The sequence below is a fragment of the Xenorhabdus ehlersii genome, from assembly GCF_003610465.1.
Lineage (GTDB): Bacteria > Pseudomonadota > Gammaproteobacteria > Enterobacterales > Enterobacteriaceae > Xenorhabdus > Xenorhabdus ehlersii.
The window spans coordinates 495,781-518,197 of record NZ_RAQI01000001.1; the positions used below are offsets into that span (position 1 = coordinate 495,781).

Genomic DNA, 22,417 nt, shown 5'->3' on the forward strand with positions numbered 1-22,417 from the left:
TGCTACTCAAGCAGACGCTTATTTGATGCTAGTGCCATCATTTCTGGGTAGAACTGGCAAAATAGTGCTTCAAAATCAAGGTAATGATTTTCTATATCCTGATACGATCCTGTCAGTGCGGATAATTTGGGACGCCTGCGAGCCATGCTTTGCAAGACATTGGCGATGCATGACATATCGGCATAACGGATGAACAAGTTTTGTGACCAGAGGTAGTTGTTCAATTCCTGAAATTTTTCAGGAGTTGAAGCGAGATGAGGCTCTATATTGTGGCGGGCAAGATTGATAAATTCGGGCAGGGAGTAATTTTTTTCAAACTTGCCCCAATGCCGAGAAAGAAAGTGATCCCAGATGATATCAAGAGTAATGGGGGCAACGCGCCGATATTCGGGGCGAAATAATTTGCGTGCTGCCATGACAAGTGGATGCTTATCCGTCAGGCTGTCCACCCGACGGTGCATACGGATACCCGCTACAATGTCAGAACTGAATGTGCCTTCTGGAGATCCTCGGACGAAATCCGCCATCAAATTCCCCAATAAGGAACTTTCCGCTAATGCAGCTAAATGAAGGTGTGCGAGAAAATTCATGGTGCGAGTATACAGTAAAGAGTGCACCATAAATAGTTAAACCAGGTGCTTCTTTGTTGCACCCTCGCGCTTGCAGCACTAGACTAGTCCGCCTGTTTTTTTGAATGATACAGATAAAATGCGTGTCGCTGATTTTACATTTGAACTGCCTGAAGAGCTGATTGCTCACTATCCCCAGCCACAGCGAAGTGCTTGCCGCTTACTTTCCCTTGATGGTGAAACGGGCAAACTGACGCACGGTGTTTTTACTGATGTGCTGGATAAGCTGGAAGCTGGTGATCTGCTGGTTTTCAATAATACCCGCGTTATCCCTGCGCGTCTGTTTGGCCGTAAAGCGACAGGGGGGAAGTTGGAAGTTTTAGTCGAAAGGATGCTGGATGATAAGCGAGTGCTTGCTCACGTTCGGGCTTCCAAGACACCGAAAGAAGGCACTGAGCTTATCCTCGGTGAGACCCAAAACATTAAGGCAACGATGCTGGCGCGTCATGATACTTTGTTCGAAATCCGTTTTGATGATGAGCGTGATGTATTGACCATTTTGGACCAGATTGGTCATATGCCTTTGCCACCTTATATTGCTCGTCCTGATGAAGATGCGGATCGCGAGCTATATCAGACAGTCTATAATGAACGCCCAGGCGCAGTGGCAGCACCGACTGCCGGATTGCACTTTGATGAACCTCTTTTGGCTGCCTTGCGTGAAAAAGGTATTGAAATGGCCTTTGTCACCCTGCATGTTGGTGCCGGTACTTTTCAACCTGTGCGAGTAGAAACCATCGAAGATCATGTGATGCATGCCGAATATGCGGAAGTGCCACAGGATGTCGTGGATGCAGTACTGGCATGTAAGGCGCGTGGCAACAGGGTTATTGCTGTAGGAACAACATCAGTCCGTTCACTGGAAAGTGCCGCGAGAGCTTGTCAGGATGGGGTTATCGCGCCATTTTTTGATGATACCCAAATCTTTATTTACCCTGGATTTGAATATCAGGTTGTAGATGCACTGATCACCAATTTCCATCTGCCTGAATCCACACTTATCATGCTGGTTTCTGCGTTTGCCGGTTATAAGAATACCATGAATGCCTACAAAGAAGCGGTAGCAGAAAAATATCGCTTTTTTAGTTATGGTGATGCAATGTTTATCAATCGCAATAAAATGGCAGTAAAAGAGCGGGTATCAGAAGAGTGAGTACCAGAAGAAACGGTGCCGATATAAATTAAGTGCTTTGCAATAAAAGATTTTAAAATCAAAATACTCTTCATTTCAGCTTCGCTGATTTGAATGGCATCTAAACATAGCATCAGACTGTCTTTCTGATGTCTGGAGGTTAAGTGAAATTTGAGTTACAAAAGACGGATGGGAATGCCCGTCGTGGTCGTTTGATTTTTGATCGCGGCGTTGTGGAAACCCCGGCGTTTATGCCTGTGGGAACTTACGGCACGGTAAAAGGTATGACACCGGAAGAGGTGAAAGAAACGGGAGCGCAAATCCTGTTGGGAAATACTTTCCACCTTTGGTTGCGTCCGGGACAGGAAATCATGAAGTTGCATGGTGACCTGCATGATTTTATGCAGTGGCAAGGCCCTATTCTGACCGACTCTGGCGGTTTTCAGGTTTTCAGCCTTGGCGCCATGCGTAAAATCAAGGAAGAAGGGGTTCACTTCCGTAACCCAATTAATGGAACACCTGTGTTTCTCAGCCCGGAAAAATCCATGGAAATCCAATATGACTTGGGTTCCGATATTGTCATGATTTTTGATGAATGTACGCCATATCCTGCTGATTGGGATTATGCGAAGCGTTCCATGGAAATGTCATTGCGCTGGGCTGCCCGCAGTCGTCAACGTTTTGATGAATTAGACAATAAAAATGCCTTGTTTGGCATTATTCAGGGCAGTGTTTACGAAGATTTGCGTGACATCTCCATAAAAGGGCTGGTGGAAATCGGCTTTGATGGCTACGCTGTAGGGGGACTGGCTGTCGGTGAACCGAAAGAAGATATGCACCGTATTCTGGAACATGTTTGCCCTCAGATCCCACTGGATAAGCCTCGCTATTTGATGGGTGTTGGCAAGCCGGAAGATCTGGTTGAAGGTGTTCGTCGTGGTATCGATATGTTTGACTGTGTGATGCCAACACGTAACGCCCGCAATGGTCATCTGTTTGTGACCGAAGGAGTTATCAAAATCCGCAACGCCAAACATAAAGAAGATACTTCTCCGTTGGATGAACATTGTGACTGCTATACTTGCCGCAATTATAGTCGGGCATACCTCCATCACCTTGATCGTTGTAACGAAATTCTTGGTGCAAGGCTGAATACGATACATAATTTAAGGTATTATCAGCGTTTGATGGCTGGAATTCGTCAGGCCATTGAAGAAGGCAAACTGGAACAGTTTGTTGAAACGTTTTATCAGCAGATCGGTAAACCCGTTCCGCCGTTAAATATATAATTTATCGTGACTAATCAGTCTCAATATGTGTAGCATATTGGGCTGGTTTTTGATCGAGCCACTGTCGATTTTCAATAGCTATGTTTTCAATAGCCATGTTTTCGGCAGTCACATTTTCGATAACAATGAGGGAAATTTGATGAGTTTTTTTATTTCTGAAGCTGCGGCAGCTACTGGTGCATCAGCGCAAGCTCAGGGAAGCCCATATTCTCTGATTATCATGCTGGTTGTTTTCGGTTTGATTTTCTATTTCATGATCCTGCGTCCACAACAAAAACGCACCAAAGAACATAAAAAACTGATGGATTCTATCTCCAAAGGGGATGAAGTACTGACTTCTGGTGGTTTGGTGGGTCGTGTCTCTAAAGTGTCTGATACTGGTTATGTTGTTATTGCCTTGAATGACACCACAGAAATAACTGTCAAACGTGACTTCGTTGCTGCCATTTTGCCGAAAGGTACAATGAAGGCTATTTAATTTTCCGATTTTCCCGAAGGGAACTGCCGTGTTGAACCGTTATCCTTTGTGGAAGTATCTGATGCTGATCGCTGTGATCCTCATCGGTTTGCTTTATGCACTTCCCAACCTTTATGGTGAGGATCCGGCTGTACAAATCACTGGCGTGCGAGGCATCGCCGCCAGTGAAAAAACGCTGGACCAAGTCCGTAATGTTTTAGAAAAAGATCAAATCAAGAGCAAGTCCATTGCATTGGAAAATGGCGCAATTCTTGCTCGTTTCAGTAGCACTGATGTGCAGCTCCGTGCGCGTGAAGCGTTGGTCTCTGCACTGGGTGAACAGTATGTTGTGGCATTGAACCTCGCGCCTGCAACGCCGGTCTGGTTAAGAGCAGTCGCGGCTGAACCGATGAAACTGGGTCTTGACCTGCGTGGTGGTGTCCATTTCTTGATGGAAGTGGATATGGAAACCGCGCTGAGCAAATTGCAGGAACAGAACATTGATGGCCTGCGTTCTGAACTGCGTGATCAAGGCATCCCCTATTCTACTATCCGCAAAACGGATAATTATGGCGTCGAAGTTCGTTTCCGTGATGACGATGCACGTTCTAAAGCGGAAAGTTATCTTGAACCTCGTCACCGTGATTTAGTGTTCTCTAATGAAGCCAACAGTACGCTGAAAGTGGTGATGAGTGATGAACGTCTGCGTGAAGCCCGTTCTTATGCGGTACAGCAGAACATCACTATCTTGCGTAACCGTGTCAACCAATTAGGAGTTGCGGAACCTCTGGTTCAACGCCAGGGGGCAGACCGCATCGTGGTTGAACTGCCTGGTATTCAGGATACTGCCCGCGCGAAAGAAATCCTTGGGGCAACTGCAACGCTGGAATTCCGTTTGGTCAATACCAATGTTGATCAAAATGTCGTGCAATATGGCCGCATTCCGGCTGATTCAGAAGTGAAAGATACCCGTGATGGCAACCCGGTTGTGCTGTACAAGCGCGTTATTCTGACAGGCGACCATATCACCGATTCTACCTCCAGTGCTGATGAGAACGGTTATCCACAGGTGAATATTTCTCTGGATAGCGCTGGTGGCACAGCAATGTCTAATTTCACCAAAGATAATCTGCACAAGCCAATGGCAACGCTGTTTGTGGAATATAAGGACAGCGGTAAGAAAGACGCCAATGGTCGTGCGATTTTGGTTAAGCAAGAAGAAGTTATCAACATTGCCACTATTCAGTCACGCCTGGGTAATAGTTTCCGCATTACGGGCATTAGCAATCCGGCAGAAGCTCGTCAGTTATCCCTGTTACTGCGGGCTGGGGCGTTGATTGCGCCAATCCAGATTGTGGAAGAGCGTACCATTGGGCCAACTCTGGGCTTGCAGAATATTGAGCAGGGACTTGAAGCGTGTTTGTGGGGTCTGATTGCTTCTGTCGTATTTATGGTGATTTACTACCGCAAGTTTGGTCTGATTGCGAGTTCTGCGTTGCTGGCTAACTTGGTACTGATCGTCGGTATTATGTCCCTGTTGCCAGGGGCGACGCTGACCATGCCAGGGATTGCGGGTATCGTCTTGACGCTTGCCGTCGCCGTGGATGCGAACGTACTGATCAACGAACGTATCAAAGAAGAATTGCGCAATGGCCGTACGGTACAGCAGGCAATTCATGAAGGCTATAAAGGGGCATTCTCCAGTATCATCGACGCAAACCTGACTACGCTGATTACTGCTGTTATTTTATATGCAGTGGGTACTGGCTCTATCAAGGGCTTCGCGATCACTACCAGTATTGGTGTGGCGACTTCAATGTTCACTGCTATAGTGGGAACACGTGCAATCGTGAACTTGCTGTACGGTGGCAAGCGTATCAATAAGTTGTCAATTTAAGGAGCACGTTGTGGCACAGGATTATACTGTTGAACAATTAAACTATGGGCGTAAAGTTATCGACTTTATGCGCTGGGACAACGTTGCCTTTGGGATTTCGTTTCTGTTGTTGATCGCTTCCATCATTATGATAGGAGCACGCGGGTTTAACTGGGGGCTTGATTTTACCGGTGGTACGGTAATTGAGGTGAAGCTGAGTAAACCTGCGGATCTGGACAAGATGCGTGAAAGCCTGAGCCAGCATGGTTTTGCTGATCCACTTTTGCAAAATTTTGGCAGCAGCCGTGATGTGATGGTTCGCATGCCACCTGTGGAAGGTAATGCAGGGCAAGAGCTTGGCAATAAGATTATCTCGGTAATTAACCAGGATATTGATAAAGATGCCAAGGTTAAACGTGTGGAATTCGTGGGTCCAAGTGTAGGAAACGAATTGGCACAGACCGGAGCGATGGCGTTATTGGTTGCACTGATCTGTATCCTGATTTATGTCGGTTTCCGCTTTGAGTGGCGTCTGGCATTGGGAGCAGTTATTGCACTTGCGCATGACGTGATTATTACACTGGGTATCCTGTCGTTGTTCCACATCGAAATTGACCTGACTATTGTTGCGTCGTTGATGTCCGTTATCGGCTACTCATTGAACGATAGCATCGTTGTGTCAGATCGTATCCGTGAGAACTTCCGTAAGATACGTCGGGGTACGTCGTATGAAATCACCAACATTTCCCTGACCCAGACCTTGAGCCGTACCATCATGACTTCCGCAACCACATTGTTGGTTGTATTGATGCTGTACATTTTTGGTGGTGAAATGCTGAAGGGCTTCTCACTGGTCATGTTAATCGGTGTTTCTATCGGTACAGTCTCTTCTATCTATGTTGCTTCTGCACTGGCGTTGAAATTGGGTATGAAGCGTGAACATTTGATCCAGCAGAAAGTTGAGAAAGAAGGGGCAGATCAGCCCTCCATTCTTCCTTAATTATTTTGCCTGATCGAGCACTGATATCGCTTAAACACCCTGTGAGTACTTACTGACAGGGTGTTTTTCGTCATCACTTCAAGGTACACTGTTATCCCTTCGGTTAACTGTCAGGAAACGATATGCATTGCCCATTTTGCGCAGCCGTTGATACTAAAGTTATTGATTCCCGTCTGGTAGGGGATGGCTCACAAGTGCGCCGTCGCCGTCAGTGCCTAGAATGTCATGAACGCTTCACTACGTTTGAAGTTGCAGAGCTGGTGATGCCGAGAGTCATTAAAAGTGATGATATTCGAGAGCCTTTCGACGAAGAAAAATTGCGTCGTGGAATGCAGAAAGCACTGGAAAAGCGCCCTGTCAGCTCTGATGATGTAGAAACAGCAATTAACCATATTAAGTCACAGGTACGGGCAACAGGAGAGCGTGAAATTCCATCCAAAATGATCGGGAATTTTGTCATGGATGCGCTGAAAAAACTTGATAAAGTGGCTTATATTCGTTTTGCATCTGTTTATCGCAGCTTTGAAGATGTTCGCGAATTCGGTGAAGAGATTGCCAGATTACAAGACTAAACGCTATGACACTTGATGAAATATATATGTCCAGAGCGCTGGAGCTAGCGTATCAGGGGCGTTTTACAACATCCCCAAATCCGAATGTAGGTTGCGTCATCGTTAAGGATGGGCAGATAATCGGGGAAGGTTTTCATGCACGGGCAGGGGAACCTCACGCAGAAGTTTATGCCTTGCGTATGGCCGGTGAAAAACCGAAAGGCGCTACAGCTTACGTTACCCTTGAACCGTGCAGCCATCACGGTAAAACTCCCCCTTGTGCTGATGCTTTGATTACCGCCGGCTTAAGCCGGGTTGTGGTAGCGATGCAAGATCCCAATCCTCAAGTGGCCGGGCGTGGCTTGTATAAATTGCAGCAGGCCGGAATTGCAGTTGAACATGGTTTGATGATGGAACAGGCGGAATCCTTGAATAAGGGTTTTCTTAAACGTATGCGTACAGGGTTCCCTTACCTGCAATTGAAACTGGGTGCATCATTGGACGGTCGAACTGCATTGGCATCGGGGGAAAGCAAGTGGATTACCTCACCTGAAGCCCGCCAAGATGTGCAGAAACTACGGGCGCAGTGCAGTGCCATTTTGAGTTCCAGCGCAACGGTACTGGCGGATGATCCTTCTCTGACGGTTCGCTGGAATGAACTGGATGCTGAAACACAAGCTATTTATCCGCAAGAATTGCTTCGCCAACCAATCCGTATCATTACAGATAGCCAAAATCGTGTCACTCCCCAGCATCAAGTTGTCCAGCAACCAGGAGCGTGTTGGTTAATACGCACTAAGCAAGATCAGCAAGAATGGATAGATCAAAAATGGCCTGATAATGCCGAACAGATTTTATTGCCAGCGTATGGTGACGGTGTTGATTTAGTGTTGCTGATGATGCAACTTGGTAAGCGCCAGATAAATTCTGTTTGGGCGGAATGCGGTCCTGCTTTATCTGGGGCTTTGTTGTCGTTAGGCTTGGTAGATGAATTGATCCTTTATATCGCGCCTAAGGTATTGGGAAATAGTGCCCGTGGATTGTTCGATATTCCTGAGTTGCAAAAATTATCGGATGCTCCTGAATTTTCTCTGCTTGATGTTCAGCAGATTGGCCCTGATGTGCGTCTTCGCTTACGGCCGCTCTAAATATGTTGATTTTAGTTTGGACATAAACCAAGACGCAGGGAAAAATAATGTGATAAGATCCGCGCCCCTGCGGATATGAATAAAGTATAAGGAAGGCTATGAACGTAATCAAAGGTGTTGTTGCAGCTCCTGAAGCCCGCATTGCCATTGCAGTTGCCCGCTTTAACAACTTCATTAATGACAGCCTGCTGGAAGGGGCCGTTGATGCGTTGGAACGCATCGGCCAGGTTTCTTCGGATAATATCACCGTAGTATGGGTGCCGGGTGCTTATGAACTGCCATTGACGGTTAAGGCGCTGGCAGAGTCCCGAAAATATGATGCGGTTATCGCTTTAGGTACTGTTATCCGTGGCGGAACAGCTCACTTTGAATATGTTGCCGGCGAATGTAGCTCAGGCTTGTCCAGCGTGGCAATGTCCAGCAACATTCCTGTTACATTGGGTGTTCTGACAACAGAAAATATTGAACAGGCGATTGAACGCGCTGGAACTAAAGCGGGCAATAAAGGTGCGGAAGCTGCCTTGACTGCATTGGAAATGATCAATGTAATTAAAGCCATTAAAGGCTAAATTTTTTAGTTTTAAATTAAGGGGAATTTTGTGAAACCTGCTGCTCGTCGTCGTGCTCGTGAGTGTGCTGTTCAGGCAATTTATTCATGGCAATTATCCAAAAACAGCATTGCTGATGTTGAATTGCAGTTTCTGTCAGAGCAGGACGTATCCGGTGTTGATGTCACCTATTTTCGTGAATTGCTGTCCGGGGTAGCAGTCAATGCTACAAAATTGGATGCTTTGATGGCGCCTTATCTTTCCCGTCAGCTCGAAGAGTTAGGTCAGGTAGAAAAAGCCATTTTGCGCATTGCGATGTTTGAACTAAGCTTTCGTGATGATGTTCCCTACAAAGTGGCTATTAATGAAGGCATCGAACTGGCAAAAATATTTGGTGCTGAAGATAGTCATAAATTCGTGAATGGGGTGTTGGATAAAGCTGGCCCGGCAGCACGTAAGAAAAAGTGATTGCTTGCCAGGAGTTCCCCATGATAACTCAATGATTTTGCACATGAGGCCGGAAATCCGGCCTCATGCTCATTGGTCACTTTTTTGGAATTCTATTATGGCATGTGGTGAATTTGACCTCATTGCACGTTACTTCAATCGCCCTCTCATCCGCCGACGTGATGTCAACCTAGGGATTGGTGATGATTGTGCACTGATGACCGTTGCTGATAAGCAAGAATTAGCGGTAACAACAGATACGTTGGTTGCTGGTGTCCATTTCCTTCCCGATATCTCACCGGAAGATTTGGCTTATAAGGCACTGGCTGTCAATATCAGTGATTTGGCTGCCGTTGGGGCAGATCCCGCTTGGGTATCGTTGGCGTTAACGTTACCTGACGTCAATGAGGATTGGTTAAAACGGTTTAGTGATAGCCTGTTTGAACAACTGAACTATTACGGTATGCAGTTGATTGGTGGGGATACGACAAAGGGCCCCATGAGTTTGACGCTAACCGTACATGGATTAGTGCCGGCTGGCAGGGCGTTGCGTCGTACTGGTGCAAGAAACGGTGATTGGATTTATGTCACCGGAACATTAGGTGACAGCGCCGCAGGATTTGCCTTGTTGCAAAAGAACCTGATTGTGGAAGATCCTGCGATCCACAATTGGCTGGTTAAGCGTCATCTTCGTCCACAACCACGTGTTTTACAAGGGCAGGCACTGCGTGATCTTGCTTCTTCTGCGATTGATTTGTCCGATGGATTGATTTCTGATCTCAACCATATTCTGCAAGCTAGCCAATGCGGTGCGCGTATTAATTTGGATGCGCTGCCTTATTCGGAAGCGATGCAGCAATATGTTCCCGCAGAACAGGCATTGAAATGGGCGCTGAGTGGTGGAGAAGATTATGAGTTGTGCTTCACTGTACCTGAGCTAAACCGTGGCGCGTTAAATATGGCATTGGCCCATTCGGGGGCAAGTTTCTGCTGTATTGGGCAAATCAGGCCAGAATCAGAAGGCATCCGCTATTTTAACAATAACAAAGAAATTGAGTTGGATCTGAACGGCTTTGACCACTTTAAAACGGATAAAAAACCTGTAGTACCTTGTCCGGCTGCACACCAGGAAGAAAACGATCAAACGGAGGGAACGCATGGATGATGCAAAACGCCACTTAAAAATGAGTAATCCGTGGCATTTATTGGCTACGGGATTCGGTAGTGGCTTATCGCCGATTATACCGGGCACAATGGGCTCTGTGGCGGCGATCCCTTTTTGGTTACTGTTGGTGCAGTTACCGACATGGGGAATTTGGTTGGCTATTGTATTGGGAACAGTCATTGGCTGTGTGATTTGCCAGAAAGCTGCTGATGCCATGAATGTGGACGATCCTGGTTGTGTCGTCTGGGATGAATTCATTGGAATGTGGATCACACTAATGGCAATCCCTGTGCTCAACTGGCAATGGGTTTTGGTTGGGTTTGTGGTATTCCGCATTTTTGATATGTGGAAACCGTGGCCGATTCGCTGGTTTGACCGCTATGTGAAAGGTGGTGTCGGCATTATGCTCGATGACATTATCGCAGCGATTTTTGCGGTTGTAGTCATCTGGCTACTGAATTTCTACCAACTGTTACCCTTCTAAGTTAAATAGCCACTGGTATTCAGTGGCTATTTTTCCAGTTTATTTTTCAGTTTGTTGCCCCACCTGAGATAGTAATGTCCTTTTCATTCCTCAATGCTGACTCAATGGCGATTTTCAAGGCTGTTGTCATCATCTCTACAGACATACTTGGTGCACCAGAATGCCTTGTGGCCTGCTCAGGTAAATAAGGGACATGGATAAAGCCGCCACGTATAGCAGGAGTACGTTGGTTCAGATAATGCAGCAAACCGTACATAACATGGTTGCAAACGAAGGTTCCTGCAGTTTGGGATACGGTTGCAGGAATTCCTGCATTATTTAACTCATTGGTGATTGCCTTGATAGGTAGGGTAGAAAAATAAGCCGTAGGACCACCGATAATGACAGGAGTGTCAATGGGTTGTTGGCCGGTATTATCTGGAATACGGGCATCGTTAACATTGATTGCGACACGTTCTACGCTGATATTTGATCTGTTTCCAGCTTCCCCAACGGAAATCACTACTTCTGGTTTAATGAGTTCAATTGCCGCATAGAGTTGTTCCAGAGAAGTATCGAAAATGCAAGGCAGTTGGCAAACTTCAATATTTGCACCTGCTATTTGACATCCCTGCAATGGCCTAACGGCTTCCCATGATGGATTGATGGTTTCACCAGCGAAAGGCTCAAAAGCAGTGACGAGAATGGTTTTTATGGAAGTAGTTTGCATTACTGTTCCTTGTTGTTATTTTATAAGAAGAGTAGAAAATAGAGCAGAAATACATTGGTAAATAGTAAGACACATCCTGTGGGGATTTGTGCCTTGATAACGGCATTGCGGTCAGGCAATTCTAACAGGGCTGCAGGGACGAGATTAAAATTTGCCGCCATGGGTGTCATCAACGTACCGCAATAGCCGGAGAACATACCAATGGCAGCCATAACGGCAGGATTGCCACCGTGCTGTAAGATCAAAATGGGAATACCAATACCGGCAGTAACGATGGGAAAAGCCGCGAAAGCATTACCCATAACCATAGTCAGCAGAGCCATCCCAAAAACGTACGCTACCACGGCGATAAAGCGATTATCGACCGCGATATAATTTTCGGTTAGGTAGGTAATCACCGTACCTATGCCGGCGGCAGTAAACAGCAATCCGAGCGTAGCCAGAAGTTGTGGCAGAATGAATACGCAGCCAATGGCGTCGAGCAGGCGGCGAGTCTCCTGTATTGGCTGTATTATGGCATCACGACTTATGCGTAATGCCATAATTAATCCTATCAGGCAGCCGAGAGTAATTGAAAAGAGCGTTACGAGGGTTGAATGATTTCCCTCACCAAAGACTGCTTGTTGTAAGCCTGGAATGTGATTAAACATCAACACACCAATAATTGTGACAACGGGGATCAGCAGGACGGGAAAAAATAGTTTATTGCCAAGACGATTAGCGTCTTCCAGCCGTTGTTCTGGGGTACTTTGATGATAATTTCCCAGTTGAACTCCACCAAATCCTGCCAATAGTGCCATAAAAACGACCAGCACCCCGATACTAATATAGGCAATTCTTTGGGCATAAGCTTCATCACTGATCCAGATAGCTACTATATAATGACTCCATTTCCCCATCAGGAAGATTAAACCATAAAGCGCCCAGAATAGACCGGTAGTTAAACGGCGAGGATTAGTTTTATCACACCATGACATGATAGCGACAGCCATCAAGAGTATGCCTGCCAGTACGTAGAGATACTGTAACTGAAACATTATTTCTCCTCCTTGCTATGTAGCCTGGTGTGATTCAACGCATTCAGTTCGTTGGCAATTCGATAGTCAAGGCGATATAACCGAGTGGAATGGATTAGAAAAGCACAAATGGCAGTAGGTAGCCCCCAAAGGGCAATATGTAGTGGTTCGGTGTGAATACCCGCTGATTCCAGCATGAAATTGTGCATAAAGATAATTGCCCCGAAGGCGACAAAAATATCCTCCCCAAAGAACAGACCGGTATTATCCGTTGCTGCGGACATAGCGCGAATACGGTGGCGAACTGAATCCGGCAATTCTCCATATTGATTTTCAGACGCCCCTTCTGCCATAGGAGCCAAGAGGGGACGAACCATTTGCGGATGCCCGCCTAAACTGGTTAAACCTAATGCGGCAGAGACTTCTCGTATAAACAGATAGACAATCAATAAACGCCCGGTTGTCGCCATTTTGATATGAGCAATGGATTTCTGGGCTCGTTCTTTTAGCCCATGCCTTTCCAATAGGCCAATGATAACTAAAGGAAACAGGATGGTTAGTGTTAAATTTAGGGTATTAACAAACCCAGAACCTAACTTCTCCAAAATATCAGCTATCGGCATGTGAGCAGCCAATCCCGTGACAAGGCCAGCAATGGTGACGACCAGAACCGGATTAAATCGGATAACAAAACCGATGATGATGACAGCGATCCCGATTAGGGGCCAAAAGTTGATAGTTTGCTGCATATTTTATTTCCCTATGATAGATGTATTGTTTCTTTATTGTGGGTTTAGATCGTGTTTATTGTTAATGCATTGTGTTTATATTGTTGAGCAATAAATAGACTTCGACTAACAAATAAGCAAATAAAATTCGCAATGGATTGTAAAAATGGAATGAAGATCACTTCTTGGATGGAAAAGCGTTTATTGGATGAGAGGAGGGGTTGCTAATCGGCTTGGAAACCAAAGGGGATAAAACCGATATCCGTGATACCGTACGGGCATTAAATATCGGTATTAATGTGGAGACTACAACATTTGAAATTCAAACAAAAAGCCGGCTTTCAGGACGCAAAAATCTTTCTGGCACATAGAGATCGAAATTATTAAAGCGACAATATTCTTCCAATTGTTGAGCAGAGCTAACACCCGCTTTTTTATATATTTGAGCTGTATAATTTTCGACAGTACGATAAGAAATATTTAATATTCTACCAATTTGCTTACTGGTATATTTGTGCAAAGAGAGAAAAATGACGTCCCATTCTCGTTGGGTAAATAAATGAGTTGGTGGTTGAAACATAATAGAAGCAGGGAGCTTTCCATGGTATAGACGAGTTAATGAATAATCTTGGGCTTTCCATAGGTGGTATATAATTCCTATACATTCTCCATTTTCATGATAAAACGGTGATTTTTCACAAAAGTAAGAGGATAATGTTTTTGTTTCTCCCCAAATATGTGTTTCAAGTGAAATATATGATTTTTCATCTTGCATGACCTTTTGATCATGATGAATATATGCCTTGGCAAACTCAGCCCCATCCCAAGGAAGTTCGTCATCGTAAAGCCCTTCAAAATCAAATGAATCAGAAAATCCTTTAATCGAACTTAACGCTTTGTTACCGTAAATAAAGCATGAGTTTTTATCTTTTATTCCCCAGGGATCATCACTTATTGCTAGTGTGTTAATTATTTGAGGTGAAATGATGGGTTTATTATTCATATTATTATTCCTTTGTTAAATTTGGAGCATGAAAAATTAGTCTATTTCTCTGCTGCTTATTTCTCTACTACTAACTGTGACAAACGTTTCAGGGATATAGCGATCAAAATTTTTGTTCTTTGCAGAAGTCTTGCAGATCTATATGGTTTAAAAAATTAAACTTTTGGTAAATTGATTTTATATGATTAACAGTATCTTCTGTGTTTATCATTAATTCCTTACTGATATTTTTTCATCCAGTGAGCGTAAGATCAGAAAAAGAATTTCCCACTCAATGGCGGCCAATTGGTGATCTTTTGCTCCCCAAGGAGCAACATTTTTTCCCTACATATGAATTAATTTCAGGATGATATTATTTTATTTTTTCATATTTTATATATTAACTATTAACCTATTATTTTTATTGTTTTTTATTATAGTTTAAATAAGTTAGTCATATAATATGGCACAATAATTATCCAGTCAAAGATTGGTTGTTTATTAATTTTAATATGGCAATTACTAATATGAAAAATAGGGTTTTATCAATTTAAAACTGAATACATGTTACGTTACAATTGATGAAAATGGATAGTGTTATAAAACCATTACTTATCATTAACACGATATTAACATTTAAATATTGGTTAATTGACGCTAAGTGTTTAATGCTATTTTTTCCTAAGGAAAAAGATGTTCATTAAAGTATTTCATACGCTTACAATATTCCAAAAAATAATTAAAATATCTAAGAATGTTATCGGTTATAAAAATTTATACGAATATCTATTGTTCTATTTTTAGTGTTTTGTACCAGCGCCATCTCCAGGGAATAACCTGTAATAATATAAAAATCAATCTTAAATAGGATATAAACATTAGTACTTTGAATAACTAAAATAAGGGAAAATAAGGAGTATGTATTTTAGTCAATAGTTAGGATTAATTACCTGAAACTTTCCTGGTGGAAAGTTTCAGGTATGATCATAGGGTTAAAACAGGAGCAGTTTCTAGACTATTTTTTTATTTTTATGCATTAGCTTTATGTTGTTAACTGAGCCAAACCACTAATAGCTTTTTCAAGATATTGACGGGGACAACCTAAATTTATTCGGATAAACCCTTTTCCTTTATCACCAAAACTGTATCCCATTGAAACGGCTATTTTGGCTTTTTGTATTAATAGCTGTTGCAAGGTATTATCATCCAAACCTAAATTGCGACAATCCAGCCAGGCCAGATATGTACCTTCCGCTTTGGTCATTCGACACCAGGGGACAGAAGACGCTAAAGCCTGTTCGAACCAGTCACGATTTTCAGCCAGATAATCTTGTAGCTTATCAAGCCATGTATCTCCATACTGGTAAGCTGCTGTAGCCGCAGTCATAGATAATGAATTAAATACATCTAACCCGTGAGCGTTTAACCGATCATTAAAAGCTTGTCGGAAAGTGCGATCTGGAATAATAAAGTTTGATATACGCAGCGATGCAAGCCCGAACGTTTTACTGGCTGAGGTGGCCGCAATCACGTGACTATGCCATTCATTTCCAAGATGCAATATTGAGGTGAATTTTCCCCAAGGTAAAATTAAATCAGCCCAAATTTCATCAGAAATTACCGTCGTACCGTATCTTTTGCAGAGTATCAATAGCTGGAGCAGCTCGTCACGATCCCAACAGCGGCCAGTGGGATTGTGTGGGTTACATAATAATAGCAAAGGTGGTCTGTGTTGCTCCAATATGTGTTCTAGATGGTCATAGTCAATTTTATAGCCTTCGATGTCTTCAAGTAGTGGGTTTTCAATAACCGCCCTGCCGTTCATCGTAATAACTTTGGCAAATGAAGAATAATAAGGCCCTTGTACAATGACGCCTTCCCCTGGTTTACTCAGCATTTGTATCAGTAAAGCTAATCCAGGTATGACACCTTCTATCGATGTGAACCAGTCCCTGTGTAAAGTCAGCTTATGACGTCTTGAAAACCAGTCTATTGCTGCCTGGTAGTAGAGATCGTCGCGCTCACTATAACCAAAAATACCGTGATCAATGCGGGAAGATAGGGCTTGCAGAACTTCTTTGGGACATTGAAAATCGAAATCAGAAACCCACATTGGTAGCAGATCAGTTTCATTTAAATGCAGATAACGATTTAAAAAATCCCACTTAACAGAACCTGAATTATGGCGATCGATTATCTGGTTGAAATCAGGTGATTCCACGTTAAATTTCCTTTTTCTTTAGGGGGTTTTCCGCTGGGATTCTTGCAATACCGAAACCAGTAAAGCCATAAATGAGAGCCAAAAAGACGGCAGCATAGCACTGGATTGCCCAAGGTAGCAGATCAAGGGTACTGACACCCAATGTTGTAGCCATATAAATGCCCGCAGAAGTCCAAGGGATCAGGGGTTCGACGACTGTACAGCCATCTTCTATAGTTCGTGACAGATTTTTGTTATCCAGTCCCATCCGGCAATAAGCCCCCTTAAACAGTTCTGCCGGAATGAGAAGAGCCAGTTTTCCATCACAGGTTGCGCCAGTTAGCAGAATGGTTGTGGATAGGGTTGCAGCGATGAGTTGGCCAGTTGTGCGAACAGCTTGCAGAAGCCGATTAATAATAATGGCTAAAGCGCCAGTGAGTGTTAACGCGCCGGCAAACGCGAATGCACAGAATACAAGCAGTATAGTACTCATCATTGAGAACATACCACCGCGATTGAGCAGGCGGGGAACATCGCTAACGATCCCGGTGATGCTGTGTCCCTGGTCAGAGAACATGGAGAGATTGAAACCATCAATTAATGCATTAAGGCCTTGTTTAAGGGTGAATCCCTGAAGACCTATGCCGATTGCAATAGCCAATATACAGGCAGCCAGCATGGTTGGTATCACTGGGCGTTTTGTTATGGCTCCCCACAACACCAGTATCGGAGGCAAAATCAGCAATAAATTGAAGTGATACAGGCTTTCAAGAGAGTACAGGATTTCTGTGATTTTTTCGGGAGTTGCCACGTTATCCGTTAAGCTCGTATGACCTGCAATAAAATAAACAATGGTGGCTAAAATGAAGCTTGGAACAGTGGTGTACATTAAGTGTTGAATATGACTGTAAAGATCAGTATCGGCAACGATTGCAGCAAAATTAGTTGAGTCAGATAACGGTGAAATTTTATCACCGAAATACGCCCCTGAAACAACCGCACCCGCTGCCGCAGCTAAAGACACATCAAGGCCAGCGGCTACTCCCATTAGGGCAACACCTACTGTTCCGGCTGATCCCCATGATGTGCCAGTGCAAACTGAAATTAAGCTTGTGATAAAGAAGGCGGCAATGAGTATGTATTGCGGGCTAATCAGTTTTAATCCCCAGTAAACCATATAAGGTATGGTTCCACTGAACATCCAGGTGCCAATTAAACCTCCAACGCAAATTAGTATCATGATCACTGGCATTGCTTTGGCCAGTTTTGCCACAATGGCATCAATAATGTCATTCCAGCGGTAGCCTTGCCAATATGCTAAAGTTGCAGCTATTGCTGCTGAAACAAGCAATAAAGCTTCGATACGTAGGCCTAGTTGACCATAACCAATAATTAGCAACAGGAGCATTGCTGCGATTGGCAGTATGGCGAGTCCCAGATTCAACTTCTTCTTATCATCCATATAAAAATCCCAGTTTTATGTACCTTATTGAAATAAAAAGTTATTTTATTGAAAATACGGAATCTCTTATGACGAGTTCCGCTGAGAACATATTCATTTGTGGAAGTAGCTCTTTTTTAGCGCTGAGTTGTAATGCGAGATTGGCCGCTCGTTGAGCCATTTGTTCGACTGGGTTGTGTACAGTCGTTAAGGGAGGACAGAGATATCGGGCCGTGATGACATCATCAAATCCAACAATTGATAGCTGTTCAGGTAAGTTGATTTTTTGCCGATGCAGGTATCTCATCATACCAGCAGCCATAACATCATTGAATGTAACTGCCGCAGTAAAGTTGATACCGCTGCTTAAGAGTTTTTCTGCCGCTTGTTCTCCACCTTCTTCGTTAAATGGAACGCTAATAATCCAATTGCCAGGGACGGTGATACCTGCATTAGTCATTGCAGCATAGTATCCTTCTAAGCGGAGCCTTCTATCATCGATAGGTAAATCTGCCGTTATACAAGCAATTCTACGATGACCATTTTGGAGAAGATAATCAGTTGCAGTTTGGGAAGCGCTGACATTATCTAACCAGATGCACCGGTTAGCGATGGCCGGAAGATATCGATTGATAATCACTAACCCTGGCGTATGAGCGGCATAACGTAATATATCTGCATCGCTCATTCTGCTGATATGGGCAACTATTGCTTCACATCCTTGGTTGATTAAAAAATTCAAGGCAGATTTTTCGAGTTCAGCTTGGTGTCCGCCACTACAAACCATAAGTTTGGCTTCTTTTTTTCGGGCAATTTTTTCAACTCCGCGAGCTAAAAGGGAGAAAAAAGGATCAGCTAAATTACCAGTCAGTAAGCCCAGCATATTCCCGCATCTTTTCGCCAATGCAAGTGCGGCATAATTGCGGTGGTAGTCGAATTCACGCATCGCTTTTTCTACCCGTTCACGGGTGCCTGGTTCGACGTAAGCTGTATTATTAATGACACGGCTAACAGTAGCGACAGACACGCCGGCTCGAAGTGCTACGTCTTTCATAGTGGCCATGCTATTTCCCCCGCAATTATGTAAGATAAATATGAAATGGAATCATATTCCAATTTATTTAAACTCTCATGAAGGCCTAAATTAGCCTCGTGGGTAAGTGACAGAGGATTTAGCATGTAGATACCATCCCTAATATAGCAAAACATGGTCTATAGATTTTAAATAGTTAGGTGGGATATAGAGGTCATAATTATTTTTTTCACAAAGAAATTTCAATTCAATCGCTGAACTAATTGAGAATTTTTCATAGATAACATTAAAATACCTTTCCAAGGTACGATATGAGATTTTCAGCTCGTTAGCAATATCTCTATTACTAACACCACGACAGAACAAAAAAATTATCAACCATTCTTTCTCTGTCAATATATTATTAGGCGGACTAAGGTCAATAGAGATAGAAATGTCATTTTTAATGTAATAATGGACTGAAAAATGATTTATTTCTTTGGCGTGACCAATTATTCCGATGCATTGATTATTTTCATCCATTAATGGGTATTTTTCACAGAAATAGGGTTTTAGTTGTTGATCATTGTGTTGAAAATAAGCTCCGATAGATGATATTCGTTGCATAGATTGTAAAACCTTACGATCATGTTCTTCAAACAGGTGAACAAGATGGTTAAATGGTGTCAGTAACTCTTTCTCAGTATATCCTGTAACATCAAACTGTTCAGGCAAGTTATTTAACGTCATAAACGCTTTATTTGCATATATAAAACCGAGTTTCTTGTCTTTTACAAACCAAGATTCATGACTTTTATCCCACATATTTGTTAACTGAGGAGTGATTTGACTCATATATAACCTTCAATAATGTCATACCCGTTATTTTTCAAGTTACTGCTTTGTGAGCTACACTCACCCCTCAATCATTACCCTAATCACAATTTTCCTAACCGCGTAGTCATGATCTATGTGCTTTTAGATTTTTTCCCTGTCGCCGCGAGGTAACTCGAACATTCTTCACCGGTTTTGAACTTGATTGTTATGGACAAAGTAACGCATTTATTTCAGATGGAATGTGAGAAGAGCTTGTTATTCATGTAACCGGTTTCATGAAGTGTGAAAATGTGACTTTAGTTGCTTTTTTTATCTTGTTGATCACTGGAAAAAATCAGCACCGTAGGATCACGTTCCCAGTCGGTGCTGGTTATCCGATTTGCAATAATTACACTTTGCTTGTAGTGAAACGCCGTACCCACAACAAGACCAGACTAATACTGTCAGTGGCAAGCCGTGGAATAAGTTGTGGCTACGTAGCTGGTAGCTCGCCAATCGTGCGCCACTGAATGACTATTTTCCTGGCTTGACATTATTATTCGCTCATTTGTTATTCAGGAATATGCCGGAAAGTTACCAACAACAAATCCCGAAATGCCGCATTTGTAGGAGATATTTGTCGAACATTGCTTGCCCGATGATAAAGTTGTTTATCGTCTATTGCGAGTGTTTCAAGAAAATGTCCCATTGCGGTGTGTAATAAGGGCGGAGATTTATTTAAGAAGAGTACCAAAATGACTGAAGTACAGTTCAATTTTTTATTGAATAAAATGATATGTTTGATTTGAGTTATAGGAAATAAAAACAGAAAGTAAAATGGATGAATGTTTAATAAAAACACTCATCCATTATTAGAGATTATTTAGCCAGATATTTCTCGATACTATTTTGAATACCCGCCGCATCCAGCCCTAAATCAGCATGAAGTTCTTGTTGCGTTCCTTGTGGAATAAAGTCATCCGGTAAACCCAGATTCAATACGGGAACTGACAACTTTTCCTGCATCAGCAGTTCGTTAACACCACTGCCTGCACCGCCCATAATGGCATTCTCTTCCAAAGTCACCAGCAGCTCGTGGCTGGCTGCGATTTCCAGCACCAGCTCTTTGTCCAGCGGTTTGACAAAACGCATATCTACAACGGTTGCGTTCAGGGTTTCAGCCGCTTGCAGCGCATAGGATAATAGTGTGCCAAAGTTCAGGATCGCAATGCGCTCTCCCTGACGGCGGATTACACCCTTGCCGATTGGCAATGTTTCCAGTGGCTGGAGTTCAGCACCTGTACCTGTACCACGAGGATAACGAACAGCAGCAGGGCCTGCTTGATAATGATATCCGGTATGTAGCATCTGACGGCATTCGTTTTCATCGCTGGGTGCCATAATCACCATATTCGGGATACAACGCAGGAAGGAAAGATCGAATGCCCCTTGATGGGTCTGACCATCTGCACCGACAATGCCGCCACGGTCGATGGCAAATAAAACAGGCAGGTTTTGGATGGCGACATCGTGGATCACTTGATCATAAGCGCGTTGCAGGAAGGTGGAATAAATGGCAACGATAGGTTTATAGCCGCCAATAGCCAGACCTGCGGCAAAAGTGACGGAATGCTGCTCGGCAATCGCGACATCAAAATATTGTTCAGGATATTCGCGGGAGAAGCGCACCATACCGGAACCTTCGCGCATGGCTGGGGTGATCGCCATCAGTTTTTTATCATGGGCGGCTTCTTCACACAGCCAGTCACCGAAGATTTTGGAAAATGTCGGACGAGTATCTGCGCTTTTGGGCAAAGAACCCGCAGAGGGATCGAATTTGGGGACGGCATGCCAACTGATAGGATCTTTTTCCGCTGGTGCATAACCACGACCTTTTTTAGTCATGATATGCAGGAATTGTGGCCCTTTCAGTTCACGCATATTTTTCAAAGTTTGGGTTAGCGCCAGTACGTCATGGCCATCAACAGGCCCGATATAGTTAAACCCAAGCTCTTCGAACAGCGTTCCAGGAACAACCATGCCTTTCAGATGCTCTTCCGTTTTTTTCAATAACTCTTTGATAGGAGGCAGGTTGGAAAAAACTTTTTTACCACCTTCACGCAGGGTTGTATACAGCTTGCCTGACAGGATCTGTGCCAGATGGTTATTCAATGCTCCCACGTTTTCAGAGATAGACATTTCATTATCATTGAGAATAACCAGCATGTCGGGATCGATATCGCCGGCATGGTTCATAGCTTCAAAAGCCATACCCGCAGTAATGGCTCCATCCCCAATGACGCATACCGTTTTGCGGCCTTTGCCTTCATGTTCGGCAGCAATAGCCATACCTAAGCCAGCGCTGATTGATGTGGATGAGTGGCCGACGCACAAGGTGTCGTACTCACTTTCTTCCCGCCAGGGGAAGGGGTGAAGGCCATTTTTTTGCCGAATGGTATTAATGCGATCACGACGTCCAGTTAAAATTTTGTGCGGGTAGGCCTGATGACCAACGTCCCAGACTAAATTGTCAAAAGGGGTTTTATAAACATAGTGGAGTGCGACGGTTAATTCGATAGCGCCAAGGCCGGAAGCAAAGTGACCACTGGAGCGGCTGACACTGTTCAGCAAAAATTGACGCAGTTCATCGCATAACTTTGGCAAGGTTTCTTTGGGTAGCAGGCGAAGCTCTTCTGGAGTTTCTGCCAATGCCAATGTTGGATATTTCGCTATATCAATGCTCATGCTATGCCTGTGTAAAATGCTATATCCGTTAGAAGTTGAATA

22 protein-coding genes are annotated in these 22,417 nt (G+C 43.7%); 11 read left to right on the forward strand and 11 right to left on the reverse strand.

The annotated features are described in order from the left end of the window. Window positions 1-2: 2 nt before the first annotated feature. Window positions 3-590, reverse strand: coding sequence for an acyl carrier protein phosphodiesterase (locus BDE27_RS02370; protein WP_099132560.1), 588 nt, complete (start codon window positions 588-590; stop codon window positions 3-5). Between the two features lie 118 nt (window positions 591-708). On the opposite strand from BDE27_RS02370, the gene queA reads away from it, so the two are divergent. The 11 genes from queA (at window position 709) to pgpA (ending at window position 10,726) form a co-directional block, all read left to right on the forward strand. Continuing rightward, on the forward strand, window positions 709-1,782 hold the full coding sequence (queA, locus tag BDE27_RS02375; protein WP_099132458.1) for a tRNA preQ1(34) S-adenosylmethionine ribosyltransferase-isomerase QueA: 1,074 nt from the start codon (window positions 709-711) through the stop codon (window positions 1,780-1,782). A gap of 143 nt (window positions 1,783-1,925) precedes the next feature. Next, a complete protein-coding gene (gene tgt / locus BDE27_RS02380; RefSeq protein WP_099132459.1) occupies window positions 1,926-3,050 on the forward strand; it encodes a tRNA guanosine(34) transglycosylase Tgt in 1,125 nt (374 codons plus the stop codon). Window positions 3,051-3,189: 139 nt separating this feature from the next. Continuing rightward, complete coding sequence (gene yajC, locus BDE27_RS02385; protein ID WP_074021392.1) at window positions 3,190-3,528, forward strand: preprotein translocase subunit YajC; 339 nt, start codon at window positions 3,190-3,192, stop codon at window positions 3,526-3,528. A gap of 28 nt (window positions 3,529-3,556) precedes the next feature. Further along, window positions 3,557-5,404 carry a protein translocase subunit SecD gene (secD, locus tag BDE27_RS02390; protein WP_099132460.1) on the forward strand — a complete coding sequence of 616 codons (1,848 nt, stop codon included), beginning with the start codon at window positions 3,557-3,559 and terminating at the stop codon, window positions 5,402-5,404. Between the two features lie 10 nt (window positions 5,405-5,414). Continuing rightward, window positions 5,415-6,383, forward strand: coding sequence for a protein translocase subunit SecF (secF, locus tag BDE27_RS02395; protein WP_074021389.1), 969 nt, complete (start codon window positions 5,415-5,417; stop codon window positions 6,381-6,383). Window positions 6,384-6,505: 122 nt separating this feature from the next. Further along, window positions 6,506-6,955, forward strand: coding sequence for a transcriptional regulator NrdR (gene nrdR, locus BDE27_RS02400; RefSeq protein ID WP_074021387.1), 450 nt, complete (start codon window positions 6,506-6,508; stop codon window positions 6,953-6,955). A 5-nt stretch (window positions 6,956-6,960) separates the two neighbouring features. After that, entirely contained in the window at window positions 6,961-8,082 is a 1,122-nt protein-coding gene (gene ribD, locus BDE27_RS02405; protein ID WP_099132461.1) for a bifunctional diaminohydroxyphosphoribosylaminopyrimidine deaminase/5-amino-6-(5-phosphoribosylamino)uracil reductase RibD, read from the forward strand. Between the two features lie 98 nt (window positions 8,083-8,180). After that, on the forward strand, window positions 8,181-8,651 hold the full coding sequence (ribH, locus tag BDE27_RS02410) for a 6,7-dimethyl-8-ribityllumazine synthase (RefSeq protein ID WP_074021384.1): 471 nt from the start codon (window positions 8,181-8,183) through the stop codon (window positions 8,649-8,651). Window positions 8,652-8,681: 30 nt separating this feature from the next. After that, window positions 8,682-9,098 carry a transcription antitermination factor NusB gene (gene nusB / locus BDE27_RS02415; RefSeq protein WP_099132462.1) on the forward strand — a complete coding sequence of 139 codons (417 nt, stop codon included), beginning with the start codon at window positions 8,682-8,684 and terminating at the stop codon, window positions 9,096-9,098. 97 nt (window positions 9,099-9,195) lie between these two features. Beyond that, complete coding sequence (gene thiL, locus BDE27_RS02420; RefSeq protein ID WP_099132463.1) at window positions 9,196-10,242, forward strand: thiamine-phosphate kinase; 1,047 nt, start codon at window positions 9,196-9,198, stop codon at window positions 10,240-10,242. After that, a complete protein-coding gene (gene pgpA, locus BDE27_RS02425; RefSeq protein ID WP_099132464.1) occupies window positions 10,235-10,726 on the forward strand; it encodes a phosphatidylglycerophosphatase A in 492 nt (163 codons plus the stop codon). The genes thiL and pgpA overlap by 8 nt, the downstream gene beginning before the upstream one ends. A gap of 46 nt (window positions 10,727-10,772) precedes the next feature. Here pgpA and pcp read toward each other — a convergent pair whose 3' ends face one another. The 10 genes from pcp to dxs form a co-directional block, all read right to left on the reverse strand. Then, window positions 10,773-11,420: a pyroglutamyl-peptidase I gene (gene pcp, locus BDE27_RS02430; RefSeq protein WP_099132561.1), complete on the reverse strand. Its 648-nt coding sequence runs from the start codon at window positions 11,418-11,420 to the stop codon at window positions 10,773-10,775. A 35-nt stretch (window positions 11,421-11,455) separates the two neighbouring features. After that, window positions 11,456-12,472, reverse strand: coding sequence for a DUF979 domain-containing protein (locus BDE27_RS02435; RefSeq protein ID WP_099132465.1), 1,017 nt, complete (start codon window positions 12,470-12,472; stop codon window positions 11,456-11,458). Then, complete coding sequence (locus BDE27_RS02440; protein ID WP_099132466.1) at window positions 12,472-13,200, reverse strand: DUF969 domain-containing protein; 729 nt, start codon at window positions 13,198-13,200, stop codon at window positions 12,472-12,474. The genes BDE27_RS02435 and BDE27_RS02440 overlap by 1 nt, the downstream gene beginning before the upstream one ends. Before the next feature lie 301 nt (window positions 13,201-13,501). After that, complete coding sequence (locus BDE27_RS02445; RefSeq protein ID WP_099132467.1) at window positions 13,502-14,182, reverse strand: helix-turn-helix transcriptional regulator; 681 nt, start codon at window positions 14,180-14,182, stop codon at window positions 13,502-13,504. A gap of 1,021 nt (window positions 14,183-15,203) precedes the next feature. Then, a complete protein-coding gene (locus BDE27_RS02455; protein WP_099132468.1) occupies window positions 15,204-16,382 on the reverse strand; it encodes a MalY/PatB family protein in 1,179 nt (392 codons plus the stop codon). Between the two features lies 1 nt (window position 16,383). Beyond that, window positions 16,384-17,823, reverse strand: a complete 1,440-nt coding sequence (gene nhaC, locus BDE27_RS02460) for a Na+/H+ antiporter NhaC (protein WP_099132469.1) — start codon at window positions 17,821-17,823, stop codon at window positions 16,384-16,386. Window positions 17,824-17,863: 40 nt separating this feature from the next. Continuing rightward, entirely contained in the window at window positions 17,864-18,865 is a 1,002-nt protein-coding gene (locus BDE27_RS02465; protein ID WP_099132470.1) for a LacI family DNA-binding transcriptional regulator, read from the reverse strand. Window positions 18,866-18,994: 129 nt separating this feature from the next. Next, entirely contained in the window at window positions 18,995-19,669 is a 675-nt protein-coding gene (locus BDE27_RS02470) for a helix-turn-helix transcriptional regulator (protein ID WP_099132471.1), read from the reverse strand. 532 nt (window positions 19,670-20,201) lie between these two features. Beyond that, window positions 20,202-20,492, reverse strand: coding sequence for a 2OG-Fe dioxygenase family protein (locus BDE27_RS19735; protein ID WP_244208660.1), 291 nt, complete (start codon window positions 20,490-20,492; stop codon window positions 20,202-20,204). Between the two features lie 17 nt (window positions 20,493-20,509). Further along, window positions 20,510-22,375, reverse strand: coding sequence for a 1-deoxy-D-xylulose-5-phosphate synthase (gene dxs, locus BDE27_RS02480; RefSeq protein WP_099132472.1), 1,866 nt, complete (start codon window positions 22,373-22,375; stop codon window positions 20,510-20,512). Window positions 22,376-22,417 lie beyond the last annotated feature (42 nt).